At 60.6% G+C, this 19569-nt stretch carries 15 protein-coding genes and 1 pseudogene; 5 read left to right on the top strand and 11 right to left on the bottom strand.

Annotation, left to right across the window (positions count from 1 at the left end):
• Positions 1-366 (top strand): TOBE domain-containing protein (locus AC1D06_RS36700; RefSeq protein WP_477990590.1); only part of this gene is annotated, 366 nt, incomplete at its 5' end.
• A 164-nt stretch (positions 367-530) separates the two neighbouring features.
• Here the strand turns inward: AC1D06_RS36700 and AC1D06_RS36695 are convergent.
• From AC1D06_RS36695 to AC1D06_RS36660, 8 genes and pseudogenes are all read right to left on the bottom strand, one after another.
• Positions 531-977 (bottom strand): hypothetical protein, encoded by a 447-nt coding sequence (locus tag AC1D06_RS36695; protein WP_477884068.1) that lies wholly within the window; start codon positions 975-977, stop codon positions 531-533.
• A gap of 82 nt (positions 978-1059) precedes the next feature.
• Complete coding sequence (locus AC1D06_RS36690; RefSeq protein ID WP_477990589.1) at positions 1060-1842, bottom strand: 3-hydroxybutyrate dehydrogenase; 783 nt, start codon at positions 1840-1842, stop codon at positions 1060-1062.
• 24 nt (positions 1843-1866) lie between these two features.
• Positions 1867-2625 (bottom strand): acetoacetate decarboxylase, encoded by a 759-nt coding sequence (locus tag AC1D06_RS36685; RefSeq protein ID WP_477990588.1) that lies wholly within the window; start codon positions 2623-2625, stop codon positions 1867-1869.
• Between the two features lie 23 nt (positions 2626-2648).
• Complete coding sequence (locus AC1D06_RS36680; protein ID WP_477990587.1) at positions 2649-3827, bottom strand: patatin-like phospholipase family protein; 1179 nt, start codon at positions 3825-3827, stop codon at positions 2649-2651.
• Positions 3828-3949: 122 nt separating this feature from the next.
• Complete coding sequence (locus AC1D06_RS36675; protein WP_477990586.1) at positions 3950-5197, bottom strand: alpha/beta hydrolase; 1248 nt, start codon at positions 5195-5197, stop codon at positions 3950-3952.
• A pseudogene (locus tag AC1D06_RS36670) lies at positions 5194-8267 on the bottom strand (efflux RND transporter permease subunit). The gene AC1D06_RS36675 and the pseudogene AC1D06_RS36670 overlap by 4 nt, the downstream one beginning before the upstream one ends.
• Positions 8264-9358, bottom strand: a complete 1095-nt coding sequence (locus AC1D06_RS36665; RefSeq protein WP_477990585.1) for an efflux RND transporter periplasmic adaptor subunit — start codon at positions 9356-9358, stop codon at positions 8264-8266. Before AC1D06_RS36665 ends, AC1D06_RS36670 begins: the two are co-directional and overlap by 4 nt.
• A gap of 1 nt (position 9359) precedes the next feature.
• Positions 9360-10433, bottom strand: a complete 1074-nt coding sequence (locus AC1D06_RS36660) for an efflux RND transporter periplasmic adaptor subunit (protein WP_477990584.1) — start codon at positions 10431-10433, stop codon at positions 9360-9362.
• Positions 10434-10567: 134 nt separating this feature from the next.
• Between AC1D06_RS36660 and AC1D06_RS36655 the strand changes: the two genes are divergently transcribed.
• On the top strand, positions 10568-11185 hold the full coding sequence (locus tag AC1D06_RS36655) for a TetR/AcrR family transcriptional regulator (RefSeq protein ID WP_477884054.1): 618 nt from the start codon (positions 10568-10570) through the stop codon (positions 11183-11185).
• Positions 11186-11749: 564 nt separating this feature from the next.
• On the opposite strand, the gene AC1D06_RS36650 is transcribed toward AC1D06_RS36655, so the two are convergent.
• Positions 11750-12403 carry a TetR/AcrR family transcriptional regulator gene (locus AC1D06_RS36650; protein ID WP_477990583.1) on the bottom strand — a complete coding sequence of 218 codons (654 nt, stop codon included), beginning with the start codon at positions 12401-12403 and terminating at the stop codon, positions 11750-11752.
• Positions 12404-12505: 102 nt separating this feature from the next.
• Here AC1D06_RS36650 and AC1D06_RS36645 point away from each other — a divergent pair, with 102 nt between their 5' ends.
• The 3 genes from AC1D06_RS36645 to AC1D06_RS36635 are packed head-to-tail and all read left to right on the top strand — an operon-like array spanning position 12506 to position 17756.
• Positions 12506-13612, top strand: coding sequence for an efflux RND transporter periplasmic adaptor subunit (locus AC1D06_RS36645; protein WP_477990582.1), 1107 nt, complete (start codon positions 12506-12508; stop codon positions 13610-13612).
• Complete coding sequence (locus AC1D06_RS36640; RefSeq protein WP_477990581.1) at positions 13609-14682, top strand: efflux RND transporter periplasmic adaptor subunit; 1074 nt, start codon at positions 13609-13611, stop codon at positions 14680-14682. The genes AC1D06_RS36645 and AC1D06_RS36640 overlap by 4 nt, the downstream gene beginning before the upstream one ends.
• Positions 14679-17756: an efflux RND transporter permease subunit gene (locus AC1D06_RS36635; RefSeq protein ID WP_477990580.1), complete on the top strand. Its 3078-nt coding sequence runs from the start codon at positions 14679-14681 to the stop codon at positions 17754-17756. The genes AC1D06_RS36640 and AC1D06_RS36635 overlap by 4 nt, the downstream gene beginning before the upstream one ends.
• 353 nt (positions 17757-18109) lie before the next feature.
• On the opposite strand, the gene AC1D06_RS36630 is transcribed toward AC1D06_RS36635, so the two are convergent.
• On the bottom strand, positions 18110-19279 hold the full coding sequence (locus AC1D06_RS36630) for a hypothetical protein (RefSeq protein WP_477990579.1): 1170 nt from the start codon (positions 19277-19279) through the stop codon (positions 18110-18112).
• A gap of 63 nt (positions 19280-19342) precedes the next feature.
• On the bottom strand, positions 19343-19569 hold a 227-nt coding region (locus tag AC1D06_RS36625), incomplete at its 5' end, for an integrase core domain-containing protein (protein WP_477990578.1).

Raw genomic sequence — 19569 nt, 5'->3', positions numbered from 1 at the left:
AACCTCTTCGTCGCCACCTTCATGGGCAGCCCGGCGATGAACATTCTGCCCGCCAGGACAACGGAAGCGGGCCTGTTGGTGGCCGGCATCGCGCCCGTCCCCGCCGCCGGCGTGACTGCCGCGACGGAGATTTCCTACGGCATCCGCCCGGACGACGTCACCATCGGCGGTGATGGCGCCGTGCCCGCCGAGGTTCTTGTCGTGGAACCGACGGGATCGGAAACACATGTCACCGCCCGCCTGGCTGGACATGAGATCACGATTGTCTCCAAGGAGCGCTTGGATATCCGGCCGGGAGAACCGGTTGCGGTGAATTTGAATTCGGAGCGCCGGTATTCGTTCAATGCGAATGGCCGAAGGGCTTGAGTGTGCGGTGGCGCAGGATGACTGGTCCGAACATACGAGCAACACCCATCGATCACGATAGAAGCGCTGCCCGAAGTTCTCGGCGCGAGTTGCAAATCGGCAGTCTTCTCACGACCCCACGCTGAGGTACCCCTGGTGATGTGATAAGCCTTTGCCTGATCAGATCACTGAGAAGCCGCGTGCCCTCGCGCTAGCTCCACCCGGCATGTCTGACTGAATTCGAAAAGAAAGTTCATCGCGCCGGAACGGGCGAGATCAGCGATCTCGTGGAGGGATCGATTGGGCGCAAGGTAGGCTTCGATGATATGCTCCATAGTCCGTTCCGCCGCTGCCACAACCGAAGGGGACGAAATCAGGCGCATCTGAGCGACCAGTGCGTACAGGAGGACGAGATCGGATACGTCGTCCTTCTGATTGCTCAGGGCATCGCCAAAAAGGCGGGTCGCTTCGGCAATGAAATCGGAAAAAAGCTTCTCACGCTTGGCAACGTCAAGCTCACGATGCTTTTCTCTCAATTTGGATTGGTGGGTCAGCCATGTGGCCGCAAACGAGGTCAGGCTGCCTATGGCCACGCCGGCGAACCCCATGAGAGCCGAGATGTGTGCGTTCAAGAAAACCTCCTGCCAGATGAACTGATGCGCCGCAAGCGATGATCGGTGGCGCAAATGATGTCGTCCGCATGTCCTTTTGCCCCTATTGCATGAACCAGCCATGGCTGACGACCAGCGACTGGCCGGTTACGGCATTGGACTTGGCTGCCGCGAAATAGAGAACAGCCTCGGCCACGTCGTCGGTGCTGGTGAATTCGCCATCGACGGTATCCTTGAGCATTACCGTCTTGACCACCTGCTCCTCGCTGATGCCCAGTGCCTTCGCCTGCTCGGGAATCTGTTTGTCGACCAGCGGCGTGCGCACGAAGCCGGGGCAGACCACATTGGCGGTGACATTGTACTCTGCCCCTTCCTTGGCCAGCACCTTTGCGAGCCCAATCAGTCCGTGCTTGGCGGTGACGTAGGGCGCCTTCAGCTTCGACGCTTCCTTGGAATGCACCGAGCCCATATAGATCACCCGGCCGTAATTGGCGGCATACATGTGCTTCAGGCAGGCGCGCGTGGTCAGAAAGGCGCCGTCGAGATGGATTGACAGCAGCTTCTTCCAGTCGTCGAAGGGGAAGTCCACCAGCGGCTTGACGATCTGAATGCCGGCATTGCTGACGAGGACGTCGATTCTGCCGTATCTGGCTATCACCTCGGAGACGCCCCTTTCCACCGCCGCCTCGTCGGCGACATTCATCGCCACGGCGAAGGCGTTGCAGCCCGTACGTTTGATCTCTTCGGCGGTGGCGGTCGCGGCATCGAGATTGAGGTCGGCGATGACCACAATGCTGCCTACCGCGGCAAAGCGAACGGCGATCTCCTTGCCGATGCCGCTCGCCGCTCCGGTGACGATGGCCACTCTCTCATCAAAACGGGACATGGATAATTCCTTTCAATTCCGGGTTCAGTCGTGCTTGAGATAATCGAATACGACCTCGCCGAGGCCGAGGGTCAGGTCGGCGACGTAGTGGCTGGCCGATGTGACCTCCCGTACGGGCAGCCGCGCGACATCGCACATCACATGCTCGAACAATTGCAGGGCGGCAGGACCGGCCCATGCGCCCTTGAGCGTCACATTCTCGAGATGGTAGCGCACCAGTTCGCAAATCCGAGGCGAGCCGTCGACATGCGGGATGATCTTCAGCATGAAGGCAGGCTTCGCCATCGCCTTTGCCAGCGGCTCCAGGGGGAGTTCGCGATGCTTGTAGCCCATGGTCGCCATCACGCAGAGAACCGAGCCGTAGTGCAGCGTTCCGACCAGTGTCTCCTGCTCGTGCGACAGCTTCGGCGTTGCCAGCTTCTTGGGAAAGCCCCAGATCTCGCGCCCACCGGCGATCGGCGAGTTGTCGTCGAGATACATGGCATGCACATAGCTTCCTTCCTGCACCTCGCCGGATGGTGTGGTGAAGCGCACCGGAATGACCTGCCCGGTTTCCGTATAGTCTCCGAAACCCGTGGAATCGGGCATGCGAATGAATTCATAGGCGACGGTGTCGCCGATCACCTCTAGCGGCTCGGGCACCACGGCGCGCAAGGTGTCAGGATCGGTCCGATAATTGATGATGACAAATTCGCGGTCATAGAATTTGTAGGGCGGCCTGGGATAGGCGGGATTGTTGAGCGGCATTGCAAACGCGCTTTCGCGCACTGCGGCGATTTTCATGGTCGTGCTCTTTTGTTGGAATCTCATTCGAAGTCGAAAACGGCCACGCCATCGGGCGTGTCGCTTCGCTGCAGCACCTCAGGATGACGCAGCGTCCGGATGGCATCGTTGTAGCCGGAGGCCCAGTGTTCCTCCATGGTCCGGCGGGAGAACTCGTAATCCTTCGAGCTGCCTTCGTAGTTCTTGGCTCGATATATCAGCTGGACGATGTTGTAGACCTTCTCGTCGGCCTGATCGACGAGACGCTTGATCTCTGGACCGGCCTGCAGCAGGGCCTCTTGCGGGACGAGTTCCACCAGATGGCCGAGGGCGCGACGCAGACGTTGCTCCTGCTTGAACTGATCTGTTGCCGCACGCGTGCGGCTCGAGAAACGGATATCCTTCTGCCGCAGGTCGAGACCGGCCAGGTCACGCGGAAACTCGCCGCGCGCGCTCCAGAGGTCGACTTGAAAGGCCAGCGTGTCCTGGCGAGGGGAGCTGTCGAGCACCCATTGCAGGGGCGTGTTGGAGATCAGGCCACCGTCCCAATAATATTCGCCATCGATCCTTGCAGCCGGGAAACCCGGCGGCAGCGCGCCGCTCGCCATGATATGTTCGGGACGGATGTCATGGGTCGTCGTGTCGAAATACTCGAAATTGCCGGTGCGCACGTTGACGGCCCCGACGCTGAAACGCATCGTTCCGGCGTTGATGCGATCGAAGTCCACCAGCCGCTCCAGCGTCGCCTTTAGCGGTGTGACGTCGTAGAAGCTTTCGGCCTCGATGCTGCCGGCGGCGGCAAAGAACGGTGGCACCGTCCGCGGTGTGAAGAAGCCCGATGCACCGTCCGTGAGTGCGGCAAACGCATGTGCCTGATTGAGCAGGCCATGCGCGAAATCACCCTTGAGTCCCATTGCGCCCAGCGTGGCGGAAAACAGACTGGGAATAGCGAGGGCCGGGGCCGTTATCGTCTCCCAGAAGCTGCGAAGCGCCTCCACCCGGCTTTGCGGCGGATTGCCGGCAATCAAGGCACTGTTGATGGCACCGATGGAAATGCCGGCGACCCAGTCCGGATGCAAGTTGGCTTCTGCCATCGCCTGGTAGACACCCGCCTGATACGAACCGAGCGCCCCTCCGCCCTGTAGTAACAGTGCAACGCGCTCGAACGGAGGACGCCCGGTGAGACGGTGGGTCTTGCTTGCGACGGGATGCTTGATAGCCATGAAGTTTATCTTCCTGTTCGGTGTTCTTTGATATTAATGACTATCCAGTTAGTCAATTAAAAAGACTGTTTATAGAGGCCGCGATTTGCATGGCTGCATTGCGCTGAAACAGCGGCTGGCGGCTAATACAGGATGGTCCCGTCCGAAAGATCAGGCACCTTTGTGACAGCCTTCCGTTTCGACGACTCGCGGTCGACGAGCGACAAAGTGGCATCTGCGGCGGCGTCCGCCGCTGAACTGGCAAAGTGGGCAGCCGCGACGCTCATTCTGTCGGTGATCCGCGCTCTTCCCCCGTCAAGTGTCTGGTCGGCGAGACGCTGGCCGAGCAGCCGGATCATCTCCGGGCTGTCGGAGAACGCGCTATGGCCCAGCGGGTCGTGCGGATCAACGGCGCTGGTATCGATCACGGAGACGCCGAGTTGGTCGAGAACCGGCTGGTAGGCCGTGAGATCGGTCCCGCCGACCCGGTCGACGCCGCCGGAGAGCCAGCGCGACACGCCCAGCGCTTTGTCCTTTGTCGACGTGAAGATAGTGAAATGCGGTCGGCGTGGACCCATTTCGATGAACTCACGCCGGAACACATCCATGTCGATATCGGGCGACGCCAGGATGACGTTGCGAACCTTCGGTGAGATGGTCTTGTTTCGCATGGCAACGCCCCGCAATGCTTCCGAAACCAGGTAGGTTCCCATCGAATGCGCAAGGATCGTTACCTCGCTGACATCGGGGCTGTTGGATGCTTCGATGATCAGATCCTCCAACGCCCGCCTGGAGAAATTGGTGCTCTCCTTGTCATAGAGATAGCCGAACACGCGTCCCCTGGACGGCCAGGTGAAGAGTATGGGCGTCGCATCGATTTTCGCATCGTGGACAATCTGGGCATAGCGGAAGACTGCGTCCGAATAGGTATTGTTGAAGCCATGCACGAAGATGAGCACATGTCGCTTTTGGTTCCGGTTCCGTTTCATCCAGGTGAGCAGCTGTTGTCTCGTCTCCACCTTGCCCACCGAAACCACAGAGAACTCCTCTTCCGCCCGCGGCGGGCTATGCCGAGGCCATTGCACCTCGCCGATCCTGCGGTTCTTTTCCGGTGGTATCGAAACAGCGATGCTGTTGAAGGAGATCGCCGTTCCCCGATCGCCCGTATAAAGCTCGCCGGGATTTGCGGATGGCTTGCGCGTGGTCACGACCAGCATGTTGACCTTTGCCGTGTCCATGGAGACGGCGACGGGTTGGAGGGCGTCCGGCGTGCGGGTTACGCATCCCGGCAAAAGGCAAAGCAGCGACAAGAGAAACAGGAGCCGCCAGGGCGGTGCGGCTCCTGCTGGCCGCACATGCGCGATTGTGGGGACATGTGCGGATTTGGTCATTGGTCGGTGCATTCTTCAACTTGCTGAACGGGCACTTCGCGAGGAATGCGGAACCAGGCGACGTAAAGCGCCGGCAGGAAGAGCAGCGTCAGCGCCGTTCCGACCACGATGCCGCCCATCATTGCGTAGGCCATGGGTCCCCAGAAGATCTCATGCGAGATGGGGATAAGGGCGAGCGTCGCCGCAGCCGCCGTCAGCATGATCGGCCGCATGCGGTGTTCGGTTGCCTCCAGGACCGCCTGCCAGGCGGATGTTCCCGCGCCTCGCAGTTCCTCGATCTGGACGACCAGGATCACGGAATTGCGGATCAGGATGCCGACGAGAGCCAATACGCCCAGCAGTGCGACGAAGCCCAGCGGCGCGCTGCTGAGAAGCAGTGCCGCCACCACGCCGATGACGGCGAGCGGAGCGACCGAGAACACGAGGAACAGCCGGTTAAAGCTCTGCAGCTGGATCATCAGCAGCGTTGCCATGATGAAGAGCATGGCTGGCGCCACCTTGGCGATCGGTCCCTGAGCCTTGGCGCTTTCTTCGACTGCGCCGCCGAGCTCAACCGAATAGCCGGCCGGAAGGGTCTTTTCGAACGCCGCCACTTTGCCAGCCAGAGAGGCTACGACCGTGGCCGGCTGGGTCGCATCCTTGATGCCGGCCTTGATGGTGATCGTCGGCATCCTGTCCCGGCGCCAGATTGCAGGTTGTTCGAGCTCATACCTAAAGGTGGCGACAGAGGAGAGCGGAATGGACTGGCCATTGCTGCTTGGCAGTTGCAGATCCCGCAGCGTGTCGATCGAACCGCGTTCCTTTGCTGCAGCGCGCCCGATCACATTGACAAGATAGATGTCATCTCGGACCTGCGTCGCGGTGGCGCCCTCGACGACGCCGTTCAGCGCGGTGGCGATATCCTCGGAGGATACGCCAAGCTGGCGGGCCTCATCCTGGAGCACGTCGATCTTCACGACCCGGGCCGGCTCATTCCAGTTGAACGCCAGATTGGTGAGTGACGGATGGGTTCCGACGATGGACGCGAGCTTTTGGGCAAGTTTGCGCACAGTCTGCACGTCCGGACCCGCCACGCGATACTGGACCGGTTTGCCGACCGGCGGGCCGATTTCCAGGAGCTTGATATAGGCGTCCGCACCGGGGAACGTCTTGCGAAGATAGCCTTCCAGCTGGTGCTTGAGTTTGTCGCGAACATCGAGCCCCTTGGTGACGATGACAGTCTGACCCGAAGAGACGTCGGCGGGCTGTACATCGAAGGCCAAGATGAAGCGTGGTGCGCCGCGTCCCACATAGGTCGACCAGTGATCGATCGCAGGATTTCCCGTCAGCATGTCTTTTTCGAACTTGGCCATCATGCGGTTCGTTTCGTGGATCGAGCTGTTCTGCGGCAAGCTCCAGTCGATGACGAGTTCTGGCCGATCGGAGTTGGGAAAGAACTGCTGCGGGACCAGCGAGAGACCTGCCACGGAGGCGGCAAACAGTGCGACGGTGGCGATGATGGTCAGCCAGCGCCAGCGCATGCACAGCTGCAGCATGCCCAGAAACGCCGTGGATACCCAGCCCTTGTGCTCCCCATGCTTCTTCATGGTTTTCGGCAGGATCGTCACTCCGAGCAGAGGAGTGAACAGCACGGCGACGACCCACGAGACGACGAGCGACACTGCAATGACGACGAACAGGGTGAACGTGAACTCACCGGCGCTGCTCTTGTTGAAAGCAACGGGAATGAAGCCGGCAACGGTCACCAGCGTACCGGTCAGCATTGGAAAGCTGTCGAGGTATAGACATATGTGGCTGCACTTCTGAGGTCATCGCCTGCCTCCAGCCGTGCAACCATCATCTCGACGGCAATCATGGCATCGTCAACCAGAAGCCCCAGGGCGATGATTAAGGCGCCAAGCGAGATACGCTGCAGCGAGATGCCAAAATAGAGCATGAACATGAAGGTGATCGCCAGGACGAGCGGGATCGCGATGGCAACCACTAGGCCTGCGCGCAGGCCGAGGCTGAGAAAGCTGATGCCCAGCACGATCACGACGGCTTCGAAGAGCGCTTTGGTGAAGCCCGAGACTGCTTCCTCGACAACCAGTGGCTGATCGGAAACATGGGCCACGGAGACGCCGACGGGCAGGTCCGCGGTGATGCCGGACATAACGTGTTCGAGCGCTGATCCGAAGTCGAGCAGATTGCCGCCCGTCTTCATGCCGATCGCAAGGCCGATTGCTGGCTTGCCATTGTAGCGGAATAGCGAAGTCGGTGGATCGATATAACCCCGGGTGATCGTCGCGACGTCCGTCAGCGGGAAAAACCGGTTATTGACCCTGAGATTGATCGCCCGAAGACTGTCTTCCGATGTGAACCGGCCCCCGACCCGAAGTGCAATGCGCTCCGGTCCAGCTTCTATGAAGCCCGATTGTGCGACGGCATTCTGCTGCTGCAGTGTGGCGATGATTGCTGAGCGATCGATGCCGAGTGCGGCGATCCGGCGGGTCGAGAATTCGAGATAGATCGCCTCGTCCTGTGCACCGACAATCTCGATTTTGCCAACATCCGGGATGCCGAGAATCCGGGTACGGGCGTCCTCGACGAGATCGCGCAGCTGTCTCGGGCTCAGGCTGTCGCTGGTGAAGGCAAAGATATTGCCATAGACGTCGCCGAACTGATCGTCGAAGAACGGCCCCGCGACACCGGAGGGAAACTCGCGCTGAATGTCGGCAATCATGTTGCGGACACGTGTCCATGTCGGCTTGACGTCGGCTGCCTTTGTGTCCTCACGCAGATCAACGAAGACGATCGTCTGACCGGCCGTGGTCAGGCTTCTCGTGTGCTCGAGATTGTCGAGTTCCTGAAGCTTCTTCTCAATACGGTCGGTGACCTGCTTCGTGACCTCTTCGGCGGAGGCGCCGGGCCATCGCGCTTGGATGACCATCGTCTTGATGGTGAAGGAGGGGTCTTCCTCGCGTCCCAGACTGATGTAAGCGAACACACCAGCGACGGCGAATGCAATCATGAAGTACCAGACAAGTGAGCGGTGCTCGAGTGCCCAGTCGGAAAGATTAAAATTTCTCATGAGCGTGGCTCTTCCTCGAGTTTCACCGTCTGTCCGGCTTTCAATTCGTCGATACCGGCGACAGCAACCGCCTCGCCCTCATGCAGGCCGCTGACGACCTGCACGAACCGGTCATCGGCACGGGGCTTGTCGAGCTGGACCGCTCTCTGGCTGAGCGTGCGGGTCTTGGGATCGACCACCCAGACGCAGTCGCTTTGTCCGCTCCTGAAGATCGCGGAGATCGGCAGCCTCATCGTCGGGCGCGGTTGCGTATCGATGGCGGTCGCGGTCACGACGGAGCCCAGCCGGAAGGTTTCCGGCGCTTCGTCCACGGCGATCTTCAATCGATGCATGCGGGTATTGGAGTCGGCCTCTGGGCCGATTTCCCTGAGCGTGCCGAGCGTATGGATGCTGTTGTCCAGCTGCAGTGCAACGTCGAACCGTGCGCCCAACCGCAACGAACCAAGCTGTGCTTCCGAAACATCCATGGCGACGTCGCGTCGCCCCAAGCGTGCCAGTGTAACAACCGGCTGGCCGGTCGTAACCGTCTGCCCGACTTCTACGTCGGTGGCGGTGACGACGCCGTCGAACTCGGCTCTTATCTCGGCATAACTGAGCTGTTCCCTTGCCTTGATAAAATCGGCTCGTGCCCTTACGACACTGGCCTGGGCCGATTTGAGCCCTTGCTCGGCGAGTTCCAGATCGGCCTCGCTGCCGAGATTCCGGTCCGCAAGGCCGCGGCTTCGCTTCTCCGTCGTCACCGCGTTTGTCCGCCGCGCTTCTGCATCGCGCAGGCTCGCCCGCGCCTTTTGCACGGCAAGCTGCAAGGACACCGGGTCAAGCTCGGCGATTATCTCACCCTTTTTGACGAGATCGCTGACCTGCACCGGGCGGGACGTCACCCGGCCGACGAGCCTGAAGGCAAGGGATGTCTGAACCTTTGCCTGCACGGTGCCGGTGAAGCGCGGGCCAATCGACTGTTGCGCCTTGACGGTAATCGATTTGACCGGCCTCGGCAGATTTGCCTCATCTGCGGATTCTCGATTGCAGCCGGACAGGAGAGCCAGCGCAGCCAGCAAATGAACCGAGACGATAAGTGATTGGTGGGCCATTTTACTTTCCCTCCCAATCGACCAGCTGTTTTTCACGCAGAAATTTGCCGCCTTCGGTCACGACAAGCTCCCCGGGAGAAATACCGGAGGCGACGAGGAAGTCGCCGGTCCGATATTGGGAAACCGTAACCCCGCGCAGCGAGACGGCTTTTGTGGCGGGATCGATGACCCACACGGCCGGCTCTCCATCCGCTGAAGTCATCGCGCTCGCCGGCAAGGCGATGCCAGTGCGCGCTCGAGCGTGGAATTCACCAATGATTGAGGTGCCAAGCGGCCACCGCGCCTGTTCCGGCAGGGCCACCTTCACGCGAACGGTGCCGGCAGCGATGTCGATCGTCGGCGAGATCTCGCGAATCCGCGCTTGCGTCTGCTTAGAGGGATCATCGACCAGAGCCACTTTGACATCGGTCTGCGGCTCACCCTCAAGGAAAAAGGCCTTGAACATATTGAAGACGGCGTCACGGTTTCCATCGCGGGCAAGGGCAAATGCCGCCTGGGCCACCGCCACGACCTGGCCGACCTCTATTTTGCGCGCCGTGACGATGCCATCTGTATCCGCCTTGAGGAGCGTATAGGACAGGGCATCCTTGGCCGTCTCCAGGGCGGTCTCTGCAGCGTCCAAATTGGCACGGGCGGACGCAAGGTCTTCCTGGGCCTGGTCGAAGGTCGCCCTCGGAATCGCCCGCGTCTTGAGCAGCGCTTCATATCTTTTGAATGCCAGTGCCTTCTGCCTGACGATGGCCTGGGCCGAGTCGACGCCAGCCTGCGCCGATTGCACATCGGCGCGCTGCTCGGTGTCGTCGATGCGCGCCAGAACGTCACCCGCATGCACGTGGGAACCGACGTCTGCATTCCACTGGACGACTTGTCCTCCCGCACGGAAGGACAGCTCCGTCTGCGTCGTTGCCTTTATCTCGCCGGTTACGGCTGCCGTGGAGGCATATGAAGCCAGAGAGGCGCGAATGGCGTCCACCGGCTGCGGAGTAAGGTGGGTTTCGGCTTTGTTGTCGCACCCGGCCACAAGGGCACAGGTAAGACCTATGAATATCAATCGGCACGGCATCGGCGTCACCATTTGCACTTTTTCGATGGCCGTGCTAATATAAATGACTATCGGGTTAGTCAATGAAAAAAGATGAATCGACGCTGCCCGGTTGGTGCAATGCTGGTTTGAGGCTATAGCAAAGCCAAACAGTCAAAGGAGAAGCCGTGAAAAAGACGACGCGTGCAGAACAGAAAGCCAGGCGGCCCCAGGAAATCCTGGAGGCGGCTTTCGAGGAATTCGCGGTCAATGGCTATGCAATGACGCGGGTCGAAGATGTCGCCGCGCGGCTTGGCGTGACCAAGGGTACCGTCTACCTCTATTTTCCGACCAAGGACGCGCTGTTCGAGGCCATGATGAAGCATATCTCGGCACCGTTCGTGGAGATGCGCGCCTCGATCGGGGCCCTGACCGGGTCCTGCGGCCAGCGTCTCCGCGCAATGCTTTTGTTTGCCTATGACAAGATCGCGAACGACCGCAAGATGAGAGAACCCTTGCGCCTTTCTCTCGCCGAAGGGACACGGTTTCCGCATATCGTCGACCAGCACTATGACGAGTTCATCGCTCCACTGGTCGACATCGTTGGCGCCCTGGTGCGCGAAGGCGTCGAAACCGGTGAGTTTCGAGACGCGCCCGCGTCACATACGCCGGAAGTAATCGTCAGCTCTGTCATCCACATCGTTGTCTGGAGACTGATGTTCGAGGACCGGAGACCGCTCGACGAAAAGGCCTTTGTCGATGCACATATTGATATGGTTTTGAAGGGCTTGGTCAATCGCAGCTGATTTTATTCCGGCGTACCGCCGCCAGCGCATCGCGAAAACGGCACAGCCTTACCGAAGGCCATTTAATGCGCGTCGCATTTCTTACGATCAGGCGACGCGGCCTTCGCAGCAATTGCCGCTCTGGCGACTTGGTGACAAAGGTAGGCACGATGACGCTGGTTCGGCAGATCGTCGACGCCCTTCAATTCTCCTCGCCGCCGGCAGGATTGTCGACGGCTGTGGTGTCGCCACCGCGGTGACGCTTGGCGCTGCCGACCTGTGGTTCGTTTCGGCCGTCCTTCGAGGTCGAGTCCGATAATCCCAACGACCGACAGGCGATCGTGGCTATCAAGGATATTGAGGCAAGAGAATACGTGGCGAGCCGGATGCGCGAGATCGCCAGGGAGGTCTTGCCGAGCCGGACTGGCGCAATAATAACGGGTGTAACCGGAATTCACTGGAGCGGAAAGTTGATGAACCGAAGGAAGCTGCCGCGCCTGTGCTCTGTCCTCTGTTTCGTCGTATGTTCTTGTCGGAAAACCGTGGGACACATTTCTAAATCTGCATAGTCGTTCAATGGCGACATCATCGCCGTGGCAGCAAGCCGTTGAGCAGCAGATCCTTCGCCGCCGCGATGCGGGCCTTGGCTTCGGCGTCCTGGCGGTCGGCGAGGAGCAGGACGAAGATGTTGAGGACCAGAGGTGGCGCGAGCAGAAGATCGGGAAAGTCGATCACGGGCGACTGTCTGATCGTGCCTTCCTTCGCCGCCTGAACCAATCTCTGCTGCAGATGATCGCAGATCGGGTCGAGGAACTCGGATGTATGCTCGTCGACAAGGTCCGGAAAGCGGCTTGCTTCGGCGATCAGCAGGCGCAGGATTTCCCGCGCATAGCGATCCTTCAACACAAGGTCATGGCTGAAATCGACGAAGCCGTTCAGAAAGGCCACGATGTCGGGCGTTTGCCGGCTCAGAAATTCCTGCATTGCCAGCAGCGTCGGCTTTGACAGTTCGCGCACCATCTGCACGAACACGTTCTCCTTGCTCTCGAAGTGGAAATAGATCGTGCCCTTGGTGACGCCTGCGCGTGCGGCGACGTCTTCGAGACGGGTCGCGGCATAGCCGTGAAGAACGAACTCCTCGAAGGCGGCGGCCAGGATCTCGCCGGGTCGCTCGGGCTTGCGCCGTATTTTTTTCGGGCTGGACGGGTCCGTCGGATCGATGGTCTTTGCGCCTTTCATATTCCTCCATTATCCTCTCTTGACAGAAGCAGGGCTCTTTTACTACTTAACTGACGCGTTAGTCAATTAGCGATGACGCTTGCGCCAACAAGGAGCGTATCCATGACCAAGGCCGTAATCCGGGCGTGCCGTCCAGCCGGAACGCTCACCATGCTGATGGCGCTTCTGCCGGTGCTCTCCGCCTGCGGTCAGAAGCAGGCCGCGCCCTCCAATCCGCCCTTGTCGGTCCGAGTCGAGAAGGTCGCGTTTTCGGACTATGCGCCGGCCACGCGCCTGACCGGGGAGATACAGCCGAGGGTGCAGAGCGACCTGTCGTTTCAGATCGCCGGGCGCATCGCCGAACGCGGCGTCAGCGTCGGCGACCATGTGGTGCCGGGTCAGGTGCTGGCCAAGCTCGATCCGGTCGAGAAGGAGGCGGATGTCCGCTCGGCGGTGGCGAGCGTCAGCGCCTCGGAAGCCGTGCTCAGGCAGGCGGAATCGACCTTCGACCGGCAGCAGGCGCTGCTCGACCAGCGCATCGCCATCCGCAAGGATTATGACGCCGCCCAGGAATCCCTGCGCACCGCGCAGGCAGCACTCGACGTCGCCAAGACCCAGCTGGAAACGGCACGCGAGCAGCTGTCCTATACGGTACTGCGCGCCGAAAAACCCGGCGTGATCACCGCGCTCGACGTGGAAGTCGGGCAGGTCGTGCAGGCCGCGGAAACGGTCTATTCGGTCGCCGAAGACGGCCCGCGCGATGCCGTTTTCGATATCGACGAGGCGCTGCTCGCTTCGGATGACGCCGCTCCCGACATCACGATCAGCCTGGTTTCCGATCCATCCGTCAGGACCAAGGGCACGGTGCGGCAGATTTCGCCGACGGTCGACGAGACCAATGGCACGGTGCGGGTGAAAGTCGATGTCGAAAAACCGCCCGCGGCGATGACGCTCGGTGCCGCCGTGGTCGGCGAAGCCAGTCCGCGACCGGTCAAGGCGATCACGATTCCGACCGCGTCGCTGTTCGCGGACGACGGCAAGCCGGCCGTCTGGCTGGTCGATGCCAAGAGCAAAAAGGTCTCGCTCAAGCCGATCGCCGTCCGGTCCTACGAATCCGACCGCATCGTCGTGGAAAGCGGATTGAGCCCGGATGAGCTGATCGTCAGCCGCGGTGCGCAACTGCTGCATCCCGACCAGATTGTCGACGTCACCGAGGAGGCGGGCAAATGAACAAGGCGTTTTCAACTGCGGCAATGGTTGCGGCACTCGCCGTGCTTGCCGCGTGCCAGAAGAATGAAGATGCGGAAAAGGCGTCGCCGCGGCCGGTCCTCTTCATGGTCCTGTCGCCGGTCAGCGCCGACGCCACCCGCTTCACCGGCACCATCCAGTCGCGATACATTTCCGAACTGGGCTTCCAGGTGGTTGGACGGCTGGTTCATCGAGACGTCAATGTCGGCGACACCGTGCTGTCGGGCCAGAAGCTTGCCGAGCTCGATCCGCTGGCCTATCAGCTGCAGCTGCGCATTGCCGGCGCCGAACTGCAGAGCGCCCAGGCGCAACAGCAGAACGCCATCACCAACGAGAATCGCGAAAAGAAGCTGTTCGACCAGAACATCTCGTCCAAGGCGAGCTTCGAAGCCGTGCATCAGGCACGCGAATCCGCCGATGCCAATGTCGACAGCGCCAGGGCCAAGGTGGCCAAGGCGAAGGAGCAATTGGACAATACCAAGATCATCTCGACCTTCGTCGGCGTGGTGACGGAGGCCAAGGCGGAACCCGGCCAGATCGTGCAGCCCGGCCAGACGGTGGTGACGCTCGCCAGGCCGGATGTGCGCGAAGCCGTCGTCGACGTGCCCGAACGCATCGGCCGGACGCTCAAGCCCGGCGCCAAATTCGGCGTGGTTTCGCAGGCGCGGCCGTCGCTGGCGACGACAGGCTATGTCAGGGAGATCGCGCCCCTGGCCGATGCAACGACGCGGACGCTGCGCGTGCGCATCTCGCTCGACCAGCCGCCATCCAGCTTCCGGCTGGGGACGATCATCACCGCCACCATTTCCGCACCGGCGGAGGAGACGCTGCTGCTGCCGCCGTCTGCGGTGTTCGACCGGGACGGAAAATCGCGCGCGTGGATCGTCAGCGACAAGGGCATTGTTTCCAGCCGCGAGGTCGAAGTGGCGGAGCAGGGCCCGGCGCTGCGGGTGGTCAAGGGCCTGTCTGCGGGTGACCGCGTCATCACCGCAGGCGTGCATAGTCTGGCCGAGGGCCAGCAGGTCAGGATGGACAACGAGGCTGCCCAATGAACAAGTTCAATCTTTCCGACTGGGCGCTCGAGCACAGGTCGTTCATCTGGTACTTCATGATCATCTTCGCGGCGCTGGGAGCGATGTCCTACGTCAATCTCGGCCGCGAGGAGGACCCCAGCTTCTCGATCAAGACCATGCTGGTGATCACCAAATGGCCGGGCGCCACCGCCAATGAAATGGCCACCCAGGTCACCGACCGGATCGAGAAGAAGCTCGAAGAGCTGGATTCGCTTGACTACACCAAGAGCCAGACGACGGCGGGATCGAGCATCATCTATGTCAATCTGAAGGACACGACCAAGGCGCGCGACGTGCCGATGACCTGGCTCAAGGTCCGCAACATGATCAACGACATCAAGGGAGATTTCCCCGATGGCGTCCAGGGGCCGAGCTTCAACGACGATTTCGGCGACGTGTTCGGCAATATCTATGCCTTCACGGCCGATGGCCTGACGCAAAGGCAGCTGCGCGACTATGTCGAAGACGTGCGGGCAAAGGTGCTGACCGTTCCGAATGCCGGCAAGGTCGACATTATCGGCGCCCAGGACGAGGCGATCTATCTGGAATTCTCCACCCGCGAGGTTGCTGCGCTCGGCATCAGCCGGCAGGATGTCGTGCAGACATTGCAGGCCCAGAACGCCATCACGCCGTCAGGCATTGTCGAGACCGGCCCTGACCGTGTCAGCATCCGCGTCACCGGCCAGTTCGCCTCCGAGCACAATCTGCAAGACCTCAATCTCAGGATCAATAACCGGTTCTTCCGCCTGAGCGACGTGGCCAGGATCAGCCGCGGCTATGTCGATCCGCCGCAGACGCTGTTCCGCTTCCAGGGCAAGCCGGCGCTCGGCCTGGCGATCGGCATGAAGCAGGGCGCGAACCTGATCAATTTCGGCGAGGCGCTCGACAAGGAGATGCGCATCGCCATCAACGAACTGCCCATCGGCGTCGATGTCCATCTCGTCTCCGACCAGCCGCAGGTGGTCGAGGAGGCCGTCGGCGGCTTCACCAAGGCGCTGTTTGAAGCCGTCGCCATCGTGCTGGTCGTCTCCTTCGTCAGCCTGGGGCTCAGGGCTGGTCTCGTCGTGGCGCTCACTATTCCGCTGGTGCTGGCGATGACCTTCGTGGTCATGGAATATCTGGGCATTTCGCTGCAACGCATCTCGCTCGGCGCGCTGATCATCGCGCTCGGCCTCCTGGTCGACGATGCGATGATCGCCGTCGAAATGATGGTGGCGCGACTTGAAGCGGGCGATACGCTCAGGAAGGCGGCGACGGCGGTCTATACGTCCACGGCATTCCCGATGCTGACGGGAACGCTGGTCACGGTCGCGAGCTTCATGCCCGTCGGCCTCAACAACAGCGCGGCTGGCGAATATACGTTCACGCTGTTCGTGGTGATCGGCGTGTCGCTGGTGCTGTCGTGGATCGTGGCCGTGTTGTTCACGCCGCTTCTCGGCGTCACGCTGCTGCCGAAGTCGATGAAGAAGCACAGCGACAAGCCCAGCCGGCTCGGCTCTGTCCTGTCAGGCATCCTGCTCGCGACCATGCGCTGGCGCTGGCTGACGATCGGCGCCACCCTGCTCGTCTTCGGCGTCTCGCTCTATTCGATGAAATTCGTCGAGCAGCAGTTCTTCCCGTCGTCGGACCGTCCCGAACTGATCGTCGACGTCACGCTGCCGCAGAGCGCCTCGATTGCAGAGACGCGCAAGCAGATGGATCTGCTTGAAACCAGGCTTACCGGCGATGCCGATATCGTGCGCTGGTCGTCCTATGTCGGCAGCGGCGCCGTCCGCTTCCTGCTCTCCTTCGATGTCCAGCCCAACAATCCGAACTATGGACAATTCATCGTCGTCACCAAGGACCTCGAAGCACGCGAGCGCGTGGCCGGCAGGCTGCGCAAGATCGCCAAGCAGGATTTCGCCGGGCTTGACGTCTATGTCAACCTCCTGCCGCTCGGGCCGCCCTCGGGCCGCCCGGTGCAGTATAGGCTCAGTGGTCCCGACATCCAAAAACTCCGGAAATATGCACAGGACCTGTCCACGATCGTCGGCAAGCATCCACTGCTCGCCAATATGAACTATGATTGGAACGAGCCGGCGCGGTCGATCAAGGTCGACGTGCTGCAGGACAAGGCGCGCCAGCTCGGCGTCACTTCGGAAGATATTGCGACCTCCCTGAACGGCATTGTCGCCGGCTCGACCATCACCCAGGTGCGCGACGGCATCTACCTCATCGACGTCATCGGCCGCGCCACCGCCGCCGAGCGCGCCTCGATCGACACGCTCGAAAACCTGCAACTGGCGACCAAGGACGGCAAGGCGGTGCCCTTGAGCGCGGTGGCGCGCTTTGCCTATCAGCTCGAACAGCCGGTCATCTGGCGCCGCAGCCGCGTGCCGACCATCACCATCAAGGCGGCGATCGTCGATGCCACCCAGCCCGCCACCGTCGTCCAGCAGCTCGCGCCTGCGGTCAAAGCCTTCACCGACACGTTGCCGCCGGCCTATAAGGTGGTTGTCGGCGGCCCGGTCGAAGACAGCGCCAAGTCGCAGGGCCCGATCATCGCCGTGGCGCCGCTGATGCTGTTTGCGATCGCGACGCTCTTGATGATCCAGCTGCAAAGTTTTTCGCGGCTGTTCCTGGTGGTGGCAGTGGCGCCGCTCGGCCTGATCGGCGTGGTCGCGGCGCTGATCCCCAGCCACGCGCCCCTCGGCTTCGTCGCCATTCTCGGCGTCCTGGCGCTGATCGGCATCCTGATCCGCAATTCGGTGATCCTCGTCGTCCAGATCGAGGAATTGCGCTCAGCGGGGCATGATGCGTGGGAGTCTGTGGTGGAGGCGACCAAGCATCGCACGCGGCCGATTTTGCTGACGGCGGCGGCGGCAAGTTTGGCGCTGATTCCGATCTCTCGCGAAGTGTTCTGGGGGCCGATGGCGTATGCGATGATGGGCGGGATTATTGTGGGGACGGTGCTGACGCTGGTGTTTTTGCCGAGTCTGTATGTCGCCTGGTTCAGGATCAGGGAGCCGAAGGAAAGGCAGGTGGAGGATGCGGGGGACGTCGCGATTGAGTGACCAGCTTCGAGAGCGATGATTCGAAACAAAAATTGGCTCAGGAGATAGCAACCCCCGCTTTCTGACGCTCGAATGCCAAACCTAATTCGCTGTAATCTTCAGTTATCATGACTCAGGACGATTGCGCTCGGCGGCTTTGGAGACGGTATGTTCAGTCCACGCCTTTGATCTCCGTCGCCTCGGCCTGGAACATAGAGCACCAGGCTGTCGCGTCACGCGAGAATTAACAGGATTGATCGAGCGTCGAGGATAGTCGGGAATGATTGTCTCCTGCAACGGCACCTAATGCACCTTGAATGCCATTCTTGCTTGGTCAAATGATCACGATGTACATTGATCGTGCCCACCTCAGTTCACAACGGCGCGGCTGGCACAAAAGGCTCGGAAAGGTCAATTCCAACGACCTCAACGAATTTCTGGTCGCTGCAAAGGAGTTTCGCGTCATCCTCCAACAAAGCGATGAGCCCGGCAAAATCGTAGAACTTCTTTCCTATTTTCTTTCGAAAAGCTGGCCTTGTGACCGCACCAGTTTTGTCGTGCTCCGTCTTCCTAGGTTTGGCGGCGTTGGCCAGCAAATAGATACCGGAGTGAGACTCAAAATCATGCATGTACTGGTCCGCCAGCTGGGTTTTCAGCTTGTCCTTCAAGACGTGTCCTGGCCAGTGATCGGCATCGGCGAGTTTGATCTCGATACTCACATTGCCGAGTTCCTTTTTCCGAGCGATGACGCGAAGGTCTGGTCGGTTTTCAGCAGCGACCTCCTGTTCGCGGATAACACTGTAGTGAGGATCCCCGATCTCCCTCATTCTACCTGCCAGCCAATTCCTGAGATCATCTTCCTTCGCTACGCCTCGGCGGAATACGTAGCTCTCGTCACTGTCAGAGGTGTGGAGTCGGTGCAGCAAAGCACGCAAATGCCGTCGGACAAGGTCGCGAAACTCCACGACCGTCGCAGGAGTCTTGGAAAAGGTGTTCAGAAAATCGATGGTCTGCCTTACGTCAAGGCTTGGTCGCCGCGCCGTGCTCCGCAAGAACTGATCCATGTCGTACTTGAAAGATTCCCAGTGCGCCCGCAGCTCGGGTTGCGAAGTCAGCCAAACGAATTCCTTCAGAGCATCGCTACCGGAGCGGGCCAGTGCAGCAAGATAGTACCGTCGGCGGTCGGTGGCGCGATCTGCCGTTCCAGGCGAATAAACCTTTTCATGAAATGGGTCACGTTTGGGTGGCCAGGACAGATACGTTGCTCGGATTAGCCGTGATAAAGCAAAGGAATTCCGTGAAAGATCGTCGCGGTCTTTTGAACGATCCTGAGAGCGCCCACCGTACCGTGCGGGGCGTCCTAGGAAATCCCTGAAGACACCAGCGGCAGCGTCGGTCCAATCGTCTCCCAACTGTGAGACCAAGGAATTCCAAGCTCGGACCGAGTCGACTAACAACAGCCCGTCTAACCAAGCCCAGGCAGACAATAGATCAAATCGCTGGAAGGCCGCCTTAAAGCCGTCTTCGAGGAAATCGCTCGCCACTTTGGCGTCGATTGCCTTGGACGCGGCGATTGCACGAAGAGAAAATGACCTGCCACTGAACTTTCATCCAGTGGCGATTAGAGCCTCGGCGGTTCTGGATACGCCACTTGGCGCGGTGGTAGCAACCGGCGGAAACGCGAAGCTTTCATCTTGCGCAGCGTTGGAGCCGGTTGCGGCGAGGGTCCCGGCGTAATCCGCCGGGGTCAGATATCCGAGCGATGAGTGTGGCCGGAATTGGTTGTAGTCTTCGATCCATTCGGCAATAGCGCTTCGGGCGTGATCGAGGCCGA

Source organism: Rhizobium sp. P2_G2 (assembly GCF_056403555.1).
Note: the sequence above shows the minus strand (reverse complement) of the source record. Positions and strands in the feature narration are given on the sequence as shown.

What these genes read in the sequence shown, in the direction of transcription:
- AC1D06_RS36665 (WP_477990585.1), bottom strand. Translation starts at nt 9,358, where the DNA reads ATGGCCCACCAATCACTTATCGTCTCGGTTCATTTGCTGGCTGCGCTG.
- AC1D06_RS36660 (WP_477990584.1), bottom strand. Translation starts at nt 10,433, where the DNA reads ATGGTGACGCCGATGCCGTGCCGATTGATATTCATAGGTCTTACCTGT.
- AC1D06_RS36675 (WP_477990586.1), bottom strand. Translation starts at nt 5,197, where the DNA reads ATGACCAAATCCGCACATGTCCCCACAATCGCGCATGTGCGGCCAGCA.
- AC1D06_RS36645 (WP_477990582.1), top strand. Translation starts at nt 12,506, where the DNA reads ATGACCAAGGCCGTAATCCGGGCGTGCCGTCCAGCCGGAACGCTCACC.
- AC1D06_RS36640 (WP_477990581.1), top strand. Translation starts at nt 13,609, where the DNA reads ATGAACAAGGCGTTTTCAACTGCGGCAATGGTTGCGGCACTCGCCGTG.
- AC1D06_RS36635 (WP_477990580.1), top strand. Translation starts at nt 14,679, where the DNA reads ATGAACAAGTTCAATCTTTCCGACTGGGCGCTCGAGCACAGGTCGTTC.
- AC1D06_RS36680 (WP_477990587.1), bottom strand. Translation starts at nt 3,827, where the DNA reads ATGGCTATCAAGCATCCCGTCGCAAGCAAGACCCACCGTCTCACCGGG.
- AC1D06_RS36690 (WP_477990589.1), bottom strand. Translation starts at nt 1,842, where the DNA reads ATGTCCCGTTTTGATGAGAGAGTGGCCATCGTCACCGGAGCGGCGAGC.
- AC1D06_RS36685 (WP_477990588.1), bottom strand. Translation starts at nt 2,625, where the DNA reads ATGAAAATCGCCGCAGTGCGCGAAAGCGCGTTTGCAATGCCGCTCAAC.
- AC1D06_RS36650 (WP_477990583.1), bottom strand. Translation starts at nt 12,403, where the DNA reads ATGAAAGGCGCAAAGACCATCGATCCGACGGACCCGTCCAGCCCGAAA.